This is a genomic window from Mycobacterium sp. (genome assembly GCF_025933915.1).
In the GTDB taxonomy this organism is placed as follows: Bacteria; Actinomycetota; Actinomycetes; order Mycobacteriales; family Mycobacteriaceae; genus Mycobacterium.
Genome location: NZ_JAICZA010000023.1, coordinates 25934 through 43921 on the forward strand (window position 1 = coordinate 25934; position 17988 = coordinate 43921).

Annotated in this window: 18 protein-coding genes; 12 read left to right on the top strand and 6 right to left on the bottom strand. The window is 69.6% G+C overall.

Annotation, left to right across the window (positions count from 1 at the left end):
- Positions 1 to 81 precede the first annotated feature (81 nt).
- The 3 genes from rfbD to Q0W90_RS05880 are packed head-to-tail and all read left to right on the top strand — an operon-like array spanning position 82 to position 2957.
- On the top strand, positions 82 to 996 hold the full coding sequence (rfbD, locus tag Q0W90_RS05870) for a dTDP-4-dehydrorhamnose reductase (RefSeq protein WP_297773579.1): 915 nt from the start codon (positions 82 to 84) through the stop codon (positions 994 to 996).
- Entirely contained in the window at positions 989 to 1879 is an 891-nt protein-coding gene (locus Q0W90_RS05875; protein WP_297773583.1) for a glycosyltransferase family 2 protein, read from the top strand. Before rfbD ends, Q0W90_RS05875 begins: the two co-directional genes overlap by 8 nt.
- Before the next feature lies 1 nt (position 1880).
- Entirely contained in the window at positions 1881 to 2957 is a 1077-nt protein-coding gene (locus Q0W90_RS05880) for an NDP-sugar synthase (protein WP_297598527.1), read from the top strand.
- A 61-nt stretch (positions 2958 to 3018) separates the two neighbouring features.
- Here the strand turns inward: Q0W90_RS05880 and Q0W90_RS05885 are convergent, their stop codons facing one another.
- Genes Q0W90_RS05885 through cofD form a run of 4 tightly spaced genes read right to left on the bottom strand, consistent with a single transcriptional unit; the run spans position 3019 to position 7526 of the window.
- Complete coding sequence (locus Q0W90_RS05885) at positions 3019 to 3558, bottom strand: NUDIX domain-containing protein (protein WP_297697341.1); 540 nt, start codon at positions 3556 to 3558, stop codon at positions 3019 to 3021.
- Positions 3555 to 5147 carry a class I SAM-dependent methyltransferase gene (locus tag Q0W90_RS05890; RefSeq protein WP_297697340.1) on the bottom strand — a complete coding sequence of 531 codons (1593 nt, stop codon included), beginning with the start codon at positions 5145 to 5147 and terminating at the stop codon, positions 3555 to 3557. The genes Q0W90_RS05885 and Q0W90_RS05890 overlap by 4 nt, the downstream gene beginning before the upstream one ends.
- A gap of 22 nt (positions 5148 to 5169) precedes the next feature.
- Positions 5170 to 6528 carry a coenzyme F420-0:L-glutamate ligase gene (locus tag Q0W90_RS05895; protein ID WP_297773587.1) on the bottom strand — a complete coding sequence of 453 codons (1359 nt, stop codon included), beginning with the start codon at positions 6526 to 6528 and terminating at the stop codon, positions 5170 to 5172.
- The gene (gene cofD, locus Q0W90_RS05900; RefSeq protein ID WP_297773590.1) at positions 6525 to 7526 is read right to left on the bottom strand and encodes a 2-phospho-L-lactate transferase; all 1002 of its coding nucleotides are present in this window, start codon (positions 7524 to 7526) and stop codon (positions 6525 to 6527) included. The genes Q0W90_RS05895 and cofD overlap by 4 nt, the downstream gene beginning before the upstream one ends.
- Positions 7527 to 7927: 401 nt before the next feature.
- Here cofD and Q0W90_RS05905 point away from each other — a divergent pair, with 401 nt between their 5' ends.
- Entirely contained in the window at positions 7928 to 8266 is a 339-nt protein-coding gene (locus tag Q0W90_RS05905) for a WhiB family transcriptional regulator (RefSeq protein WP_363319584.1), read from the top strand.
- A 35-nt stretch (positions 8267 to 8301) separates the two neighbouring features.
- Here Q0W90_RS05905 and Q0W90_RS05910 read toward each other — a convergent pair whose 3' ends face one another.
- Positions 8302 to 8724: a metallopeptidase family protein gene (locus Q0W90_RS05910; RefSeq protein ID WP_297598537.1), complete on the bottom strand. Its 423-nt coding sequence runs from the start codon at positions 8722 to 8724 to the stop codon at positions 8302 to 8304.
- A gap of 189 nt (positions 8725 to 8913) precedes the next feature.
- Between Q0W90_RS05910 and Q0W90_RS05915 the strand changes: the two genes are divergently transcribed.
- The 4 genes from Q0W90_RS05915 (at position 8914) to manA (ending at position 13266) form a co-directional block, all read left to right on the top strand.
- The gene (locus Q0W90_RS05915; protein ID WP_297598539.1) at positions 8914 to 9366 is read left to right on the top strand and encodes a DUF3499 domain-containing protein; all 453 of its coding nucleotides are present in this window, start codon (positions 8914 to 8916) and stop codon (positions 9364 to 9366) included.
- Between the two features lie 161 nt (positions 9367 to 9527).
- Complete coding sequence (locus Q0W90_RS05920) at positions 9528 to 10934, top strand: phosphomannomutase/phosphoglucomutase (RefSeq protein ID WP_297773593.1); 1407 nt, start codon at positions 9528 to 9530, stop codon at positions 10932 to 10934.
- Positions 10931 to 12031, top strand: coding sequence for a TobH protein (locus tag Q0W90_RS05925; RefSeq protein WP_297697337.1), 1101 nt, complete (start codon positions 10931 to 10933; stop codon positions 12029 to 12031). Before Q0W90_RS05920 ends, Q0W90_RS05925 begins: the two co-directional genes overlap by 4 nt.
- 8 nt (positions 12032 to 12039) lie before the next feature.
- Entirely contained in the window at positions 12040 to 13266 is a 1227-nt protein-coding gene (gene manA / locus Q0W90_RS05930; protein WP_297601160.1) for a mannose-6-phosphate isomerase, class I, read from the top strand.
- Here manA and Q0W90_RS05935 read toward each other — a convergent pair.
- Positions 13244 to 14608: an oxidoreductase gene (locus Q0W90_RS05935; RefSeq protein ID WP_297601177.1), complete on the bottom strand. Its 1365-nt coding sequence runs from the start codon at positions 14606 to 14608 to the stop codon at positions 13244 to 13246. The genes manA and Q0W90_RS05935 overlap by 23 nt on opposite strands.
- A 99-nt stretch (positions 14609 to 14707) precedes the next feature.
- Between Q0W90_RS05935 and Q0W90_RS05940 the strand changes: the two genes are divergently transcribed.
- The 4 genes from Q0W90_RS05940 (at position 14708) to Q0W90_RS05955 (ending at position 17939) form a co-directional block, all read left to right on the top strand.
- Positions 14708 to 16225 carry an amino acid permease gene (locus Q0W90_RS05940; RefSeq protein WP_297773598.1) on the top strand — a complete coding sequence of 506 codons (1518 nt, stop codon included), beginning with the start codon at positions 14708 to 14710 and terminating at the stop codon, positions 16223 to 16225.
- A gap of 103 nt (positions 16226 to 16328) precedes the next feature.
- Complete coding sequence (locus Q0W90_RS05945; protein WP_297773601.1) at positions 16329 to 17576, top strand: alkane 1-monooxygenase; 1248 nt, start codon at positions 16329 to 16331, stop codon at positions 17574 to 17576.
- Positions 17573 to 17740: a rubredoxin gene (locus Q0W90_RS05950; protein ID WP_297601168.1), complete on the top strand. Its 168-nt coding sequence runs from the start codon at positions 17573 to 17575 to the stop codon at positions 17738 to 17740. Before Q0W90_RS05945 ends, Q0W90_RS05950 begins: the two co-directional genes overlap by 4 nt.
- Positions 17741 to 17750: 10 nt before the next feature.
- Positions 17751 to 17939, top strand: coding sequence for a rubredoxin (locus tag Q0W90_RS05955; protein WP_297601171.1), 189 nt, complete (start codon positions 17751 to 17753; stop codon positions 17937 to 17939).
- Positions 17940 to 17988: the final 49 nt, after the last annotated feature.

The window sequence follows — 17988 nt, forward strand, 5'->3', positions numbered from 1 at the left end:
CTTCTCGGGTAGCCGACGGCGGCGTGGCCCGCGCTACCCCGCGATTTCTTGGGGCTTTTCGGGTCATGCCAAACTCGAACCATGTCAGGCAGGATCGTGATCGCCGGCGCCGGTGGGCAGCTGGGCGGCTATTTGAGCTCGCTGGCAGCACGTCAGGGCCGTGACGTCCTGGCGCTGACGTCGTCGCAGTTCGACATCACCGACCCCGCGGCCGCCGAGCGGATCGTGCAGCGCGGTGACGTCGTGATCAACTGCGCGGCCTACACCGACGTCGACGGCGCCGAGACCGACGAGGCGGGCGCCTTCGCGGTCAACGAAGCCGGTCCCGGGCACATCGCGCGGGCGTGCGGGCGGGCCGGCGCCCAGCTGATCCACGTCTCCACCGACTACGTCTTCAACGGGGACTTCGGCGGCGCGGCGCCCCGACCGTACGAGCCCAGCGATCGGACCGCGCCGCAGGGTGTGTACGCCCGCAGCAAGGCCGCGGGGGAGCAGGCCGTCCTGGCGGCGCTGCCCGAGGCGGTCGTGGTCCGCACCGCCTGGGTCTACACCGGCGGCACCGGCAAGGACTTCGTCGCCGTCATGCGCCGGCTGGCCGCCGCGGAGGACTCAGATCGCCCGGTGGATGTGGTCGACGACCAGACCGGCTCCCCGACCTACGTCGGCGACCTGGCCGAAGCACTGCTGCAGATCGTCGACGATCGGGTGCCCGGCCCGATCCTGCACGCCGCCAACGAGGGCGCGGTCTCGCGCTTCGACCAGGCCCGCGCGGTCTTCGAGGAATGCGGCGCCGACGCGGCGCGGGTGCGGCCGGTCAGCACCGACCACTTTCCCCGGCCGGCGCCGCGGCCCAGCTACTCCGCGCTGTCCGGTGGTCAGTCCGCGGCGGCCGGGCTGCGGCCGCTGAGGCCCTGGCGCCCTGCGCTTGTCGCGGCCCTGGCCGCCTCTGGAAGCGGTGCCGCGGCCGATCGACCGTTACCCTCGACGCGTGACTGACGCCCTGCCGGTCGTGACGGTGACCTACTCGCCGGGCCCGCACCTGGAGCGCTTTTTGGCCTCGCTGTCGCTGGCCACGGAGCGGGAGGTGCGCGTGCTGCTTGCCGACAACGGCTCCACCGACGGCACCCCGCAGGCGGCGGCCAATCGCTACCCCAACGTGCGGCTGTTTCACACCGGAGCCAACCTCGGCTACGGGACGGCGATCAATCGCGCCGTCGCGCAGCTGGGCCGCGAGGACGACTGGGTGATCGTGGCCAACCCCGACGTGCAGTGGGGCCCGGGCAGCATCGACGCGCTGCTGGACGCCGCGTCGCGCTGGCCGCACGCGGGTGCGCTGGGCCCGCTGGTCCGCGACCCCGACGGATCGGTCTACCCGTCGGCGCGCCACCTGCCCAGCCTGATCCGCGGCGGCATGCACGCGGTCGTCGGGCCGTTCTGGAAGACCAACCCGTGGTCGGCGGCGTACCGCCAGGAACGGCTGGAGCCCAGCGAGCGGCCGGTGGGTTGGCTGTCCGGGTCGTGCCTGCTGGTGCGCCGGTCGGCCTTCGGCCAAATCGGCGGGTTCGACGAGCGCTACTTCATGTATATGGAGGACGTCGACCTCGGCGACCGGCTCGGCAAGGCCGGCTGGCTTTCGGTCTACGTGCCGTCGGCGGAAGTCCTGCACCACAAGGGCCACTCCACCGGCGGGGACCCGGCCAGCCACCTGGCCGCCCACCACAAGAGCACGTATATGTTTCTGGCCGACCGGCACGCCGGTTGGTTGCGCGCGCCGCTGCGCTGGATGCTGCGCGCCTCGTTGGCGGCACGTTCCCGCCTGATGGTGCGCAACGCGGTGCGCGCATCCGGCCGGCGGAAACTGGTAGAAGGGCGACACTGAGGTGGGAACTCCGCAAGTCGACGTCGTGATCCTGGTCGGCGGCAAGGGCACCCGGCTGCGGCCGCTGACGCTGTCGGCGCCCAAGCCCATGCTGCCCACCGCGGGACTGCCGTTCCTCACCCATCTGCTGTCCCGGATCGCCGCCGCGGGCATCGAGCACGTCATCTTGAGCACGTCGTACCGGGCGGCTGTCTTCGAGGCGGAGTTCGGTGACGGCTCCAAGCTGGGCCTGCAGATCGAATACGTCACCGAGGAGCGGCCGCTGGGCACCGGCGGCGGCATCGCCAATGTCGCCGGCCATCTGCGGCACGACACCGTGATGGTGTTCAACGGCGACGTGCTCTCCGGCTCCGATCTGGGCCAGATGCTCGACTTCCACTCCGCGCAGGAGTCCGACGTCACCCTGCACCTGGTGCGGGTGGGCGACCCGCGGGCGTTCGGCTGTGTGACCACCGAGGAGGGCCGCGTCACCGCCTTTCTGGAGAAGACCCAAGATCCCCCGACCGACCAGATCAACGCCGGCTGCTACGTGTTCTCGCGCGCCATGATCGACCGGATCCCGCGCGGCCGTGAGGTCTCGGTGGAGCGCGAGGTGTTCCCCGCGCTGCTCTCCGACCCGGACGTCAAGGTCTGCGGCTACGTCGACGCCAGCTACTGGCGCGACATGGGCACCCCGGAGGACTTCGTCCGGGGGTCGGCGGATCTGGTGCGCGGCATCGCGCCGTCGCCCGCACTGCACGGCCACCGCGGCGAGCAGTTGGTGCACGACGGTGCGGCGGTGTCGCCGGGCGCGGTGCTGATCGGCGGCACCGTGGTGGGGCGGGGCGCCGAGATCGGGCCCGGCGTCCGGTTGGACGGCGCGGTGATCTTCGACGGCGCCAAGGTCGAGGCCGGCAGCGTGATCGAGCGCTCGATCATCGGATTCGGTGCGCGCATCGGTCCGCGGGCCCTGATCCGCGACGGGGTGATCGGCGACGGCGCCGACATCGGCGCGCGGTGCGAACTGCTGCGCGGCGCCCGGGTGTGGCCCGGTGTCTCGATTCCCGACGGCGGGATCCGTTACTCCAGCGACGTCTGAGCGGATTGCGCCGCCGAACGTGACGCTACCGTCACGCTCGCCGCCGAACGTGACGCTACTTTCACGCTCGACCGATCGCCCGCGCGACCAGATACGCCAGCGCGTGATCGGTGCCCGCCGGCAGCGCGTCGGCGGGCCACCACCGCAGGTCCTCCGACTCGTCGCTGATCGCGATCTGCGCGCCGGCCGGTGCGTGCGCCACGAACTGCACATCCAGATGGCGGGTCGGCACCCCCAGCGAGCACACCACCGGGTGCACGTGCACCGCGGCCAGCTCGGGTTCCATGCGCAGCCCGTCGACCCCGGACTCCTCGGTGGCCTCGCGCAATGCCGCGGCGACGATGTCGGCGTCGTCGTCGTCGCAGTGGCCGCCCAGCTGCACCCACCGGCCCAGCCGGCGATGCAACGTCAGCAGCACCTGGCTGCCGGTGTGATCGAGGACCAGCGCCGAGGCGGTGACGTGGCCCGGCACGCACTCGCGGCGGCACGCGTCGGCGCGGGCGTGCACGAAGGCCAAGACGGCGTGCCGCAACGCATCCTGGGCCGCATCAGGGGGCTCCCAGGCGGACAGGACCGCGATCGCCGACTCGCGCAGGCTCACCGCGAACCCCGCCGGTTCCTGCGATCGGCCAGCGACACCCACACCGCGCGGCAGTCCGCCACCGCCGCGGCCGGCAGGCCCAGCCCGTCGATCAGCACGCGGCGGTCGACCAGGTCGAGCGCCTTCTCGATCTCGTCGGCCTTCAACAGCAGGTCGACATCGCAGGGGAGCTCGGGGTCGGCGTGCTCCGGCCGGGGAACGGGCAGCTGCTCGGCCTCACGGGGTTCCAGCTCCAGCACGCCCCCGCCGTAGCTGCGTCCGATGATCTCGGTGAAGGCGAACGTCACGCTGTTGTGGAACACCGCGGCCAGCGCCGCCGGGTCGACCCCGGGCGCCAGGCGCACCCGGTGCACCGTATCGGTGCTCGTCGCCGCGGCCGCGTTGACGGTCAACCGCGGCGCCCGGTGAATCTGGCGCAGCAGGAACAGGTCTGGCACCCACAGCGACGGCGTGCTCCACCAGGGCTTGCGGATCGAGCACTTGTAACCGCGGTGCACGCCGGCCGCCTCCCCGGCGCGGATGTGGGCGATCAGTGCGGGATCGGTCGGCTCACGCGGCGCGTTGAGCAGCCAGCTGCGGTGCCCGGCGGCGACATCGCTTGCCCGGCAATCGGTGTCGTAGAGGAGCCCGGACAGCTGGGCGCTGCGCGAGACGAGCGGGAGGCAGTGTGGGCGTAACCCCAGCTCGCGAGCCTGCGCGTCGGTCAGGGTGAAAAAGGCGTTGCGCCCGGTCACGATGCCCACCTCCACCTCGGCGAGAGACCCGAGCGGGGTCAACGCTTCGGAGCCCTTGAGCGCCCGCAACAGCCGGATCGCGGCGGGGTCCAGAAAGTACGTGGTCCACTTCTCGTTTTCGTGCAGCAGCGCGGGCGCCCATTCGACGCCCAGGTCCGCGTCGGCCAGCGCGTCGGCGTCCGGCAGGTGCACCGTGCGGATGCGCGCGGGGATTTGTCCCGCGCCGCTGTCTCGGACGCCGCAGAACAACACCACCTCTTGCAGGATGCCGTCGAACACCAGCCGCTCGAAGGTCAGCAGCGTGATGTCGCGGAATCGGCTCAGCAGAAAATCGCGCAGCGGTGCGGCGTAGGTGACCTGCAGCAGCTCGGCCGGAAGCACCAGTCCCACCCGCCCGCCGTCGCGCACCAACATGGTGCTCGCCACGACGAACGGGACCCAGGCGTTGGTCAGCCTGGTGGGACGCAAGCCCTCGCGTCGCATCACCTCCAGCGCCGGGTCGCGCTGCTGCGCTGCCCAGTTGCCGAACCGGATGTAGGGCGGGTTGCCGGCGACCCCGTCCCAGCCGCCGGCCTCGGTGCCGGCGAGCCAGGTGAACAGGCTCTCGGCGTCGACGGGAGCGAATCGCCGGGACTTGGCCGCCTCCCGCGCGATCAGCTCGACGCCGCGCACCCGGTCGCTGAGCCCGGCCAGCTCACGCAGGATCGCGCCGTCGCCGCAGGAGGGTTCGACGATCTTGGGGCCGGCCTCACGAACCCAGCGGGCCAGGAACTTCGCCACCGGCGCGGGGGTGTAATAGCCGCCGCGGGCCTTGTCGGCCGAGGCCGCCACCTTGCCCGCGAACGTCATGGGCATAAGTATCTCGGAAAACTCCGGCTCACCTGCGGATCAGGAGATCCCCGGCGTCCGCGGCGTCGCGCGGGCCGGTGGGGTCGGCGGCATAGCCGATGGCGATGGCGCCCAACGGCTCCCAGTCGGCGGGCAGCTCGAGCTCGGCGCGCACCAGGTCGGCGGCGAAAATCGTCGAGCCGATCCAGCAGCTGCCCAGCCCGCGCACCGCCAACGCGACCAGCAGGGCCTGCACGGCCGCGCCGACCGCGACGGTGAACATGGTGTGCTCGGCGCCGGTGCGGGCGGCATCGGGATAGGCGTGGGCGCCGTCCGGAACCAGCATCGGGATGACGACTTCGGGCGCGTCGTAGAGGAGCTGGCCGCGCGCCACCCGCCGCTCGACGGAGTCGGCCGCCCGGCCGTCGCCGGCGAGGTCGGCGCGCCACTTGTCCTTCATCCGGTCCAGCAGCCGGGTCCGGGTGGCTGGGGTCCGCAGCCAGACGAACCGCACCGGGCGGGTGTGGTGGGGGGCCGGTGCGGTCAGCGCCTCGGCGACGGCCGCCTCCACGAGATCCGCGGGCACCGGCTCGGCGCTGAACCGGCGCACCGAGCGCCGCAACAGCTGCGCCTGGCGGCGGCCCAGGTCGACGGCCTCGGCGGTGCCGAGCCAGAACAGGTCTTCGGTGCCGGGCCGCACCAAGTGCCGCGCCGTCGAGCCGTCGTCGCTCACGGCCAGGCCGCGCACCACCGCCACCGGCATCGCGGTCAATTTGCCCTTGACCAGATCGGCGGCGGCGGCGATCTCGTCGGCGACCGCGACCTCGGTGACCAGCAACTCGTTGCCGTGTTGGTCGATCGCCCCCGAATAGCCATGCAGCACAGCCAGACCCGCGGCGCCCACCGCCGCGTCGGTCTGGCCGTTGCGCCAGGCGCGGCCCATGGTGTCGGTGATGACCACGGCGACCTCGACCCCGAGCCGCTCGCGCAGCCCCGCGCGCAGCGTCGCGGCGCTGCCGTCCGGGTCGACGGGCAGCAACGCCAGCTCGTCGCGGCCGACGTTGGATCCGTCCACGCCCGCGGCGGCCTGCACCAGCCCGATCCGGTTCTCGGTGATCAAGGTGCGGCCTTTGCGGGCCAGCACGCGAACGGCTTCGTCGTCGACCAGCTTGCGCCGCAGTCGATCGCGCTCCTCGGGATCCCGGGGCGCCGGCACCAGCCGGCCCTCGCATTTGGACACCGCCTTGCTGGTGACCACCACGACGTCGCCGTCGCGCAGCCACGGTGCGGCCGCGGCGATGGCCGCGCCCAAATCGTCGCCGGGCCGGAATTCGGGCAGCCCGGCGACGGGCAGGATCTCGATCGCGGCGGCGGTGCCGTGTTCGCCGGGTGAAGGCGAGTGAGTCATGGCGCCACCCCCGCAAGGTCCAGCCCGGCCCTGACCATCTCGGCCGTCGCCTCGGGGTCGGTCATCACCAGCGGCACCGCGCGCACCGCCACCCCGTCGATGTCGGCCCCATCGCCCTCGCTGACCAGCCAGCAATCCAGGATGCCGGTGCCCCGCCGCGCGCCGTAGTGGCGCCCGACGGCCTCGGCGGTGGACTCGACCCCGATCACGGACAGGCAGGTATCGGCCATGCCGCGCAACGGCTTTCCAGCGATGATCGGCGAGTAGCCGACGACCGGGGCCTTCGCCGCCCGCAGCGCGCCGCGGATGCCGGGAACGGCCAGGATAGCGCCGAGGCTGACGACCGGATTAGACGGCGCCAGCAGGATGACGTCGGCGTCCGCGATGGCCGCTATGGCTTCAGTTGCGGCGGCTGCCTTTTCGGCGCCGACGAAAGCGAAGCTGTGGGTGGGCACCTGGGCCCGGTAGCGCACCCACCACTCCTGGAAGTGGATGGCCCGCCGACTGCCATCGTCGGGATCGGTTATCACCACGTGTGTCTCGCAGCGGTTATCGGTGACGGGCAGCAGCCGCGCGCCCGGCTGCCAGCGGTCGCACAACGCCGTGGTGATCTGTGACAGCGGGTAGCCGGCGTTCAGCATTTGGGTGCGCACCAGGTGGGTGCCCAGGTCACGGTCGCCGAGTCCGAACCAGTCCGGCTGCACCCCGTAGCGCGCCAATTCCTCTTTGGCGTGCCAGGTTTCGTCGCGGTGCCCCCACCCTCGCTCCGGGTCGACACCTCCACCTAAGGTGTACATGCAGGTGTCCAAATCGGGGCAGACTCGCAGTCCGTGGATCCAGGCGTCATCGCCAATGTTGACGATCGCCGTCAGCTCGTGACTGCCGGCTTCCGTGTCTGGGCGCCGTTGCGTGTGAAATTGACCCAGCCCGAACAACTGTTGAACCCCCAGCAGGAAGCGGGCGCCGCCAACCCCACCGACCAGAACGGTGACCTTCACTTGAGCCTCACAGAGCACGACAGTACTGCCCGCCGACAGCGCCGTGGCGGGCCCGTCGGGGCGGCCTCAAAGTTGAGGTTCCCCACCGCTTGTGGGGAAGCTCGTGGGGGAGAAGTGAGCTATGTGATCGACACGCCGACGGCTCAATACAACAGAAACGCCGAAATTCGATCACGAGATGGTATGGAAATGCGCCAAAGTGCTTGACCCGGCAGATCAACCCGTGTCTAATCACAACAGTGTCATTTCCCGGTTGGCCGGCCGACTCCGGTGTCGCAGACCGAGATTCGATCACTTGTTCGAATTGTCTGTACATCAGAACAGTGGGAAACCAAACACTCTCTCTCAATCAAGCTGAGGAGGCGGACGACCGTATGTCTTACGACACTTTTCGAAGCGCCATGGCGAGCACGCCGCACACCGATATCGACCCGGCACTGGACCGCCCCGCTCGGCCGCACCTGACCGTGGTTCCTGATGCGCCAAGCGTATTCGAGTCCGAGCCGTTGCCGGCGCCCGTCGCCGACCAATGGCAGGACCGAGCGCTGTGCGCCCAAACCGACCCCGAAGCCTTCTTCCCGGAAAAGGGTGGTTCCACCCGCGAGGCCAAGAAGATCTGCCTGGGCTGCGAGGTGCGCCACGAGTGCCTCGAGTACGCCCTCGAGCATGACGAGCGCTTCGGCATCTGGGGCGGTCTCTCCGAACGCGAGCGCCGCCGCCTCAAGCGCGGCATAATCTGAACAGTCGCCACGTGGCGCTTCGCGCCGCACCGTAGTTATTCGTCGTCGATCATCGGATCGATGACTGACGGTTCAACGTCGAGGTAGATGGCGACTTGGGCCACCAAAATTTCGTGCAGCAAGTCGCCGAGTTCGTCGGTGTCCTTGACCCTTCGCTCAATTGGCTTGCGGAACAGGACAATTCGTGCCCGCGTGGAGTTGCCGCGGATGTCGACACCGGCCGGGATCAAACGGGCCAGGGGGATCGGTCCGTCGGCGATCACCTCGGGTGGCCACTGCACACTGTCCGGATCTTTGGCCGCGATGCGCGGGATTTCGTCGACCGCCACGTCGAGGTCGGTCAGCCGGTCCTGCCAGTTGCGCTCGATGGGTTCGTAGGCCTCTAGCACCGCCATGTCGAACCGCTCGGCACGGCTGCGCCACCCCGGAACACTGGGCGGCAGCAGGGAGCCGCGCATCTCGCGCCCCCTGCGGAAGAGTCGATGGGGGACCGGCTGGCGCGGAGCCGATCCGTCCGATAACCGCTCTCTTCGCGGGGAACTGCGCGAATCGCCCACGAGCCCGATGGTAACGGTTGCACATCAGCGGCCGAGGAGTTGCGCGTGTCCGGCGCTTCGGCGGCGTTTGTGCACGATAGCCTTTCGAACGTGAACGTTCCCCGTCGCTGTTGCCGGCCCGGGTGCCCGCACTACGCCGTGGCGACCCTAACGTTCGTCTATTCGGACTCGACGGCAGTCGTCGGCCCGCTGGCGACCGCTCGGGAACCGCATTCCTGGGATTTGTGCGTCAACCATGCCGGCCGCATCACCGCGCCCCGCGGATGGGAGCTGGTGCGCCATGCCGGTCCCCTCGTTTCTGAGCCCACCCACCCTGACGAGGACGACCTGGTCGCCCTTGCCGACGCGGTTCGCGAAGGCGGTTCGGGAGATCACGGCCCGTACGGCGGCGCCGGAACGCCCGTGAGCGGCTTCGCCGATCCGCACATCCATCACGGTGGATCGCAGGCCACCGCGCCCAGCAGCAGCCTGCTCGCCCCGCCCGAGCATCGTTCCGGACGGCGCCGCGGACATCTGCGCGTGTTGCCCGATCCGACCGACTAGCCCTGATGGTGGCGACCCGGGTCGCCCCGCTCCGCCGCGGCTCGCGAACTCCACGGGCCGCGCGCACCGGCGTTCGGCAAATCCGCGCGCACCGTGGGGGCTCGTGTTCTCTTTGGCCCGATAGGCTGACGGCCAAGAGTTCACGTCGTCAGGAGTCCCGCATGTCTCGGCCCGCCGCGACTGTCCACCGTGTCGTCAAGGCATACGACGTGCGTGGTCTAGTCGGCGAAGAGCTCGACCAGTCGCTGGTCGCCGACCTGGGCGCGGCCTTCGCCGGACTGATGCGCGCCGAGGGTGCCCGCCAAGTCGTGATCGGCCACGACATGCGCGACAGCTCGCCCACGCTGGCCGCCGCCTTCGCGGCCGGTGTCACCGGTCAGGGCCTTGACGTCGTGCGAATCGGCTTGGCCTCCACCGATCAGCTCTACTTCGCCTCCGGGTCGCTGGACTGCCCCGGCGCGATGTTCACCGCGAGCCACAATCCGGCCGCCTACAACGGGATCAAGCTGTGCCGGGCGGGGGCCAAACCGGTCGGCGCCGAGACGGGGCTGCGCGTCATCGCCGACGACGTGATCGCCGGCATCGAGGTCTCTGAGGGCTACGACGGGCAACCCGGAACGGTCACCGATCGCGACGTGCTGGACGACTATGGGCAGTACCTGCGCTCCCTGGTGGACACCTCCGGGCTGCGCCCTTTGCGGGTGGCCGTGGACGCCGGCAACGGCATGGCCGGTCTGACCACGCCCGCGGTGCTCGGCCCGATCGACTCGATCGCGTTGTTGCCGTTGTACTTCGAGCTCGACGGCGCATTTCCCAATCACGAGGCCAACCCGCTCGAACCCGCCAACCTGGTGGACCTGCAGGCGTTCGTGCGCGAGACCGGCGCCGATATCGGGCTGGCCTTCGACGGCGACGCCGATCGCTGCTTCGTCGTCGACGAACGCGGCAACCCCGTGTCGCCGTCGACCGTGACCAGCCTGGTCGCGGCCCGCGAACTGGGCCGCGAGATCGGCGCGACGATCATCCACAACGTGATCACCTCGCGCGCGGTGCCGGAGCTGGTCGCCGAGCGCGGCGGTACGCCGCTGCGGTCCCGGGTGGGGCACTCCTATATCAAGGCGCTGATGGCCGACACCGGCGCGATCTTCGGCGGCGAACATTCGGCGCACTACTACTTCCGCGACTTCTGGGGCGCCGACTCCGGGATGCTGGCGGCGCTGTACGTGCTGGCCGCGCTCGGCGAGCAGGACCGCCCGCTGTCGGAGCTGACGGCGGACTACCAGCGCTACGAATCCTCCGGCGAGATCAACTTCACGGTGGCCGACGCCGCGCAGTGCACGGAAGCGGTGTTGAGGTCGTTCGGCACCCGGATTCACTCCCTCGACCACGTGGACGGGGTGACGGTGGACCTGGGCGACGGCAGCTGGTTCAACCTGCGGAGCTCGAATACCGAGCCGTTGCTGCGGCTCAACGTGGAGGGCCGCACGGCCGAGGATGTCGGCGTGGTGGTCGCCCAGGTCAGCACTGAGATCGCTGCGCAGACGTCACGCGCGAAAGCCGCTCCGTGAACGCCACCCGGGCGATCGATCTCGAAGACACCGAGGGCCTGCTGACCGCGGACCGCGACGGCCTGCTGCGCGCGGCGTCGTCGGCCGGCGCGCAGGTGCGCGCCGTCGCCACCGCGGTCGAGGAGGGTGCGCTGGATCCGCTGCGCGCGGAGGACCGTCCGCGCAGCGTGATCTGGGTGGCCGGCCGGGGTACCGCCGAGGCCGCCGGGGCGATGCTGGCCTCGACGATGGGTTCGGTGGCGTCCCAACCGTTCACGCTGGCCGCCGAGGCGCCCCCGTGGGTGGGCCCGCTGGACGTGCTGATCGTCGCCGGCGACGATCCCGGCGAACCCGCGTTGGTCGCTGCCGCCGCGACCGGGGTGCGCCGCGGTGCGCGGGTGGTGGTGGCGGCGCCCTACGAGGGCCCGCTACGGGATTCCACCGCCGGCCGGGTTGCGGTGCTGGCGCCCCGGCTGGGGGTTCCCGACGAATTCGGATTGTGCCGGTACCTGGCCGCCGGGCTGGCGGTGATGCACGCCGTGGACCCGCGGCCCAGCATCGACCTGGGGTTGCTCGCCGACGAGCTCGACGCCGAGGCGCTGCGCAACAGCGCCGCCCGCGAGCTGTTCACCAATCCGGCCAAGCTGCTGGCCGCGCGGATCGCCGATCGCCAGGTGGCGCTGGCCGGCGACGGTGCGGCGACGCTGGCGCTGGCTCGGCACGGCAGTTCGGTGCTGCTGCGGGTCGCGAACCAGGTGACCCCGGCCACCGGGCTGGCCGACGCGGTAGTCGCCCTGCGCGCTGCGGCGCCGCACGGCTTCGAGGATCCAGACGCCGCCCTGTTCCACGACGAAGAGCTCGACGGGCCGCTGCCCCCGCGGTTGCGGGTGCTGGTAGTCGTCTTGGCGTCCGAGCAAACGACGGTGGCCGCCCGCACGGCCGGGCTCGATGACGTGTACGTGCTCGCCGCCGAGGATGTGCCCGACGGACCGGGCGGTTCGGCCGGCTCGGGTGTTTCGCCAGCGCTGGGGGGCCCCGGGCGCGCCGAGCAGCAGCTGGCAGTATTAGCCGTCCGGCTGGAGATGGCCGCGGTTTACATGCGACTGGTGCGGGGATAACTAGAACAGTGGAACTGCTTCGCGGGGCCTTGAGAACGTACGCGTGGGGTTCGCGTACCGACATCGCCGAGTTCACCGAGCGTGCGGTGCCGGCGGCGCATCCGGAGGCGGAGCTCTGGTTCGGCGCCCATCCGGGTGATCCGGCCTGGCTGGAAACCGACAACGGTGAAATCACCTTGCTCGAAGCGCTGGACGCCGACCCGGAGGGTCAGCTCGGGCCGGGCTCGCGGGCCCGGTTCGGCGACGTGCTGCCGTTCTTGGTCAAGGTGCTGGCCGCCGACGAGCCGCTGTCGTTGCAGGCGCACCCGAGCGCGGCGCAGGCGGCCGAGGGTTACCTGCGCGAGGAGCGGGTCGGCATCCCCCTGAACTCACCGGTGCGCAACTACCGCGACACCTCGCACAAGCCGGAGTTGCTGGTGGCGCTGCACCCGTTCGAGGCGTTGGCCGGCTTCCGCCCGGCGTCGCGCACCGTCGAGCTGTTGCGGGCCCTGGCCGTCTCCGACCTCGACCCCTTCATCGACCTGCTGAACGACCAGTCCGACGCCGACGGTCTGCGCGCGCTGTTCACCACGTGGATCACCGCCCCGCAGCCCGACATCGACGTGCTGGTGCCCGCCGTGCTGGACGGCGCGATCGCGTACCTCAGTTCGGGGGCAACCGAATTCGCGGCCGAGGCCAAGACGGTGCTCGAGCTCGGCGAACGCTATCCCGGCGACGCCGGGGTGCTGGCGGCGTTGCTGCTCAACCGCGTCAGCCTGGCCCCGGGTGAGGCCATCTTCGTGTCGGCCGGCAATCTGCACACCTATCTGCGGGGTTTTGCGGTGGAGGTGATGGCCAACTCCGACAACGTGTTACGGGGTGGCCTGACCCCCAAGCACGTCGACGTGCCCGAGCTGCTGCGGGTGCTGGACTTCGCCCCCACCACCGAGGAGCAGTTGCGGCCGCACATCCGCCGCGAGGGCTTCGGCCTGATCTATGAGACACCGGCCGAGGAGTTCGCCGTCGCGCTGCTGGACCTGGAAGACGAGTACGTCGGCCACGAGGTGGACGCGACGTGCAGCCACGACGGACCGCAGATCCTGTTGTGCATCCAGGGCTCCACGACGGTGCACGGCAAATCCGGCTCGCTGACGCTGAAGCGGGGGATGGCCGCCTGGGTGGCGGCCGACGACGCGCCGATCCGGCTGGTCGCGCACGAGCCCAGCAAGCTGTTCAGGGCGACGATAGGGCTGTAGGGGCCCGGCGTCGCTCGCCCAGCCACAGCCGCGCGTTGTGTGCGATGGCCCGCCCGATGATCCGCGGCGGCGGAACCATATAGAGGCTGTCCAGCAGCGAGAACCTGCGCAAAAACCATTCCGCCAGAACGGGTTCGGTCTCGGCGGCCCCCAGGAATTGGTCGAACAGCGCACCGGAGGGCCGCCACCACCAGGGAATCGGTCCCTTCGTGCCGGCGTGGTGGAAGGTGACGTCGCCGACGGCGTTCATCGCCCACACCGGGAAGGTGCTCTTGGCGGTGGCCCGGTTGAGCGTCGTGGCCAGTCGATCGTCGGGGCCTTGCAGCGCGCGGCGCAGGTGATCGGCCTGCAGGGAGGTCATCGTCATGCCCTGCCCGAACGTGGGGTTGAAGCTGGCCACCGCGTCGCCGAAGGCGATGATGCCGTCCGGGAAGCGGTCCAGCTTGTCGTAGCGGCGCCACCTGCTGGCCGGAAAGGCGTGGAACGACGGATCGCCGAACGGCTCGGCGTGCGCCAGCGCCGCGGTGAAGTGGGCGGGAAGGAGTTGCTCGGCCAGGGCCAGCATCTCGGGGAATGTCCTCGGGGGTTTGACGTTGGCCACGCCGAAGGTGGTGAGGACCCAGGTGCCGTCCTCGTAGCACAGCATGCCCAGCCCCAGTGACTCGTCATGGGAGGCTCCGGCGACCACCACCTTCTCCGCGATCAGCCCGTCGGGGATACGGAACTGCTGGGTGGCGTAATTGATGCCGATGTCGACGGCCTGTTCGACCGGCCGCGCAAAACCCCACTGCGTCAACCACACCGGCAGCCGGGTGCCCCGGCCCGCCGCGTCGACGACGAGGTCGGCGGCGATGAATTCCGGCTCCCCGTCGTCGGGGCCGGCCGGATCCACCAGTGCACCGATCACCCGTTGCCGCGCGCGGTCGAACCGCGGCTCGGCCACCGAGCGCCGCACGATCGTGACGTTGTCGAGGCCATGAACGCGTTTGCGCAACTGCCATTCCAGATGCGGGCGGCTGGGCACGTAGGCGGTGAATTCGTCGCGCAGGGTGTGGCCCGTCCCGAGAACGTGGCCCGCGGCGCCCAGATGGATGCAGTCGGGCCGATTCTCCAGCTTGGGCACGCCGGCGTCGACCATGTCGTCGAGCAGGCCGGGAAACAGGTTCTCGAATTCGATCGCCCCGCGCGCCATCAACATGTGCAGGTGGCGGTCCTGGGGAACCGCCGCCCGGTTCGCCGGGGCGGCCGGCAACTCGTCGCGCTCGTAGACCGTCACCCGCGAATACGCGTCCGAAAGCACCCGCGCGGCGCACAGCCCGGCAATGCTCCCCCCGATGACCAGCGCGTGGTTCCTCGTTCTGGCTTTGCTGTCCGGCATCCGCGGAGAGTACCCAGTACTGTGTCGGACCAATGGCTCCCAGCGTTGGGAAAGGGCGGTTGCATGGCCAATCGATGGCGCACGAAGTCGGTCGAACAATCGATCGCCGACACCGACGATCCGGACACCAAGCTGCGCAAGGAGCTTACCTGGTGGGACCTGGTCGTTTTAGGCGTTGCGGTGGTGATCGGCGCCGGCATCTTCACCGTCACCGCCTCGACGACCGGCGACATCACCGGTCCGGCCATCTGGGTGTCGTTCGTGATCGCGGCGGGAACCTGCGCGCTGGCGGCGTTGTGTTACGCCGAGTTCGCCTCGACGCTGCCGGTGGCCGGTAGCGCCTACACCTTCTCCTACGCGACCTTCGGGGAGTTCCTGGCCTGGATCATCGGCTGGAACCTGCTGCTGGAATTGGCGATCGGTGCCGCCGTGGTGGCCAAGGGCTGGTCGAGCTATCTGGGTACGGTGTTCGGGTTTGCCGGTGGCACAGTCGGATTCGGTTCGGCCCAGGTGGACTGGGGCGCGCTGGTGATCGTCGCGGGGGTGGCGACGCTGATCGCGTTGGGCACCAAGTTGTCGTCGAGGTTCTCCGCGGTGGTCACCGCGATCAAGGTGTCGGTCGTGCTGTTCGTCGTGGTGGTCGGCGCCTTCTACATCAAGCGGGCCAACTACTCGCCGTTCATCCCCAAGCCGGAGGCGAGTCACGAGGCCAACGGCATCGACCAGTCGGTCCTGTCGTTGCTGACCGGCGCGCACAGCAGCCACTACGGCTGGTACGGCCTGTTGGCGGGGGCATCCATCGTCTTCTTCGCGTTCATCGGGTTCGACATCGTGGCCACCATGGCCGAGGAGACCAAGAATCCGCAGCGCGACGTCCCCCGCGGGATCCTGGCATCGCTGGGCATCGTGACCGTGCTCTACGTCGCGGTCGCGATCGTGCTTTCCGGCATGGTGTCCTACACGGAACTCAAAACGGTTCCGGGCCGTGGCCAGGCGAACCTGGCGACGGCCTTCACCGCGAACGGCATTCACTGGGCCAGCAAGATCATCTCGATCGGCGCGCTGGCGGGATTGACCACGGTCGTGATGGTGTTGATGCTCGGCCAGTGCCGGGTGCTGTTCGCGATGGCGCGCGACGGGCTGTTGCCGCGGTCGCTGGCCAAGACCGGCGCGCGGGGAACCCCGGTGCGGATCACCGTGGTGGTCGCCCTGGTGGTGGCCGTGACCGCGTCGGTGTTCCCCATCACCAAGCTCGAGGAGATGGTCAACGTCGGGACGCTGTTCGCCTTCGTCCTGGTCTCCGCCGGCGTGATCGTCCTGCGCCGGACCAGGCCGGACCTCAAGCGCGGCTTCAAGGCGCCGTGGGTGCCGGTCCTTCCGATCGCCTCGATCGCCGCGTGCCTGTGGCTGATGCTCAACCTCACCGCGCTCACCTGGGTGCGATTCGGCGTCTGGCTGGTGGTCGGCACGGCGATCTACGCCGGCTACGGCTACCGGCATTCGGTGCAGGGCGGCCGGGAATCGGTGGAGCCCGTGCGCAACGCCTCGCTCGAGGCCGATCCCCACAGCCCGGTGCCGTAACACCCAGCGGCTTTACAAAATAGCATCGTTTGTCTAGACAGAAGACGCAAACCTCGGTATTGTCCAACCTGAACGTGGTGTGACTCACAAGGAGGTTTGGCATATGACGACACTCGAACCGCAGGTAAACCAGGGAACCGATGCCCCCGCCTGGCGGGACAAGAAGCGTCGCCTGTGGCTGATGGGCCTGATCGCCCCGACGGCGCTGTTCGTGATGCTGCCGCTCATCTGGGGGTTGAACCGGCTTGGCTGGCATGCCGCCGCCCAGGTGCCGCTGTGGATCGGGCCCCTCCTGCTCTGGGTCCTGCTGCCGATCTTGGACCTGCGTTTCGGGCCCGACGGGCAAAACCCGCCCGCCGAGGTGATGGAGCAGCTGGAGAACGACAGGTACTACCGCTACTGCACCTACGTCTACATCCCGTTTCAATACCTCAGCGTGGTTCTCGGCGCCTACCTGTTCACCGCGTCGAACCTGCACTGGCTCGGCTTTGACGGGGGGCTGGGCTGGGCCGGCAAGCTGGGCCTCGCGCTCTCGGTCGGTGTGCTCGGTGGCGTCGGCATCAATACCGCGCACGAGATGGGCCACAAGAAGGACTCGCTGGAGCGCTGGCTGTCCAAGCTCACCCTCGCGCAGACCTGCTACGGCCACTTCTACATCGAGCACAACCGCGGTCACCACGTGCGGGTGGCCACCCCGGAGGACCCCGCGTCGTCGCGCTTCGGGGAAACCTTCTGGGAGTTCTTGCCGCGCAGCGTCTTCGGAAGCCTGCGCTCGTCACTGCGGCTGGAAGCGCAGCGGATTCGCCGGCTGGACAAGAATCCCTGGAATCCCGCCACGTACCCGTCCAACGACGTGCTCAACGCCTGGGCCATATCGCTGCTGTTGTGGGGGATCCTGATCGCGGTGTTCGGGCCGGCGCTGATCCCGTTCGTGATCATCCAGGCGGTCTTCGGCTTCAGCCTGCTCGAGTCGGTCAACTACCTGGAGCATTACGGCCTGCTGCGACAGCAGAACTCGAGCGGCCGCTACGAGCGGTGCACCCCGGCGCACAGCTGGAACTCCGACCACGTGGTGACCAACCTGTTCCTGTACCACCTGCAGCGGCACAGCGATCACCACGCCAACCCGACCCGGCGCTATCAGACGCTGCGTAGCCTGGACGGCTCGCCCAACCTGCCCAGCGGGTACGCGTCGATGATCTCGCTCACCTACTTCCCGCCGCTGTGGCGCAAGGTGATGGACCACCGGGTGCTGGCGCACTACGACGGCGATATCACCCGGGTCAACGTCGCGCCGCGGCTGCGCGAGAAGCTGTGGGCGCACTACGGGGTCCAGGAGGTACGGGCATGACCGTGTACCGCTGCCCCGGCTGCGACTACACCTACGACGAGACGAAAGGCGCTCCGCGGGAAGGCTTCCGGCCGGGCACACCCTTCGATGACATTCCCGACGACTGGTGCTGCCCCGATTGTGCGGTGCGCGAGAAGGTCGATTTCCACAGCGTAATTGGATAGGAGTGAACCGATGAACCAAGCCCCGTTCAAACTCTTCATCTGCGTGCAGTGCGGATTCGAATACGACGAGGCCAAGGGCTGGCCCGAAGACGGCATCGCCCCCGGAACCCGGTGGGACGACATCGCGGAGGACTGGAGCTGCCCGGACTGTGGCGCGGCGAAAGCCGACTTCGAAATGGTGGAGATCGCCCGTTCGTGACCGCCGGCGACGATGCAGAGCGTAGCGATGAGGAGGAGTGGCGCTGTGA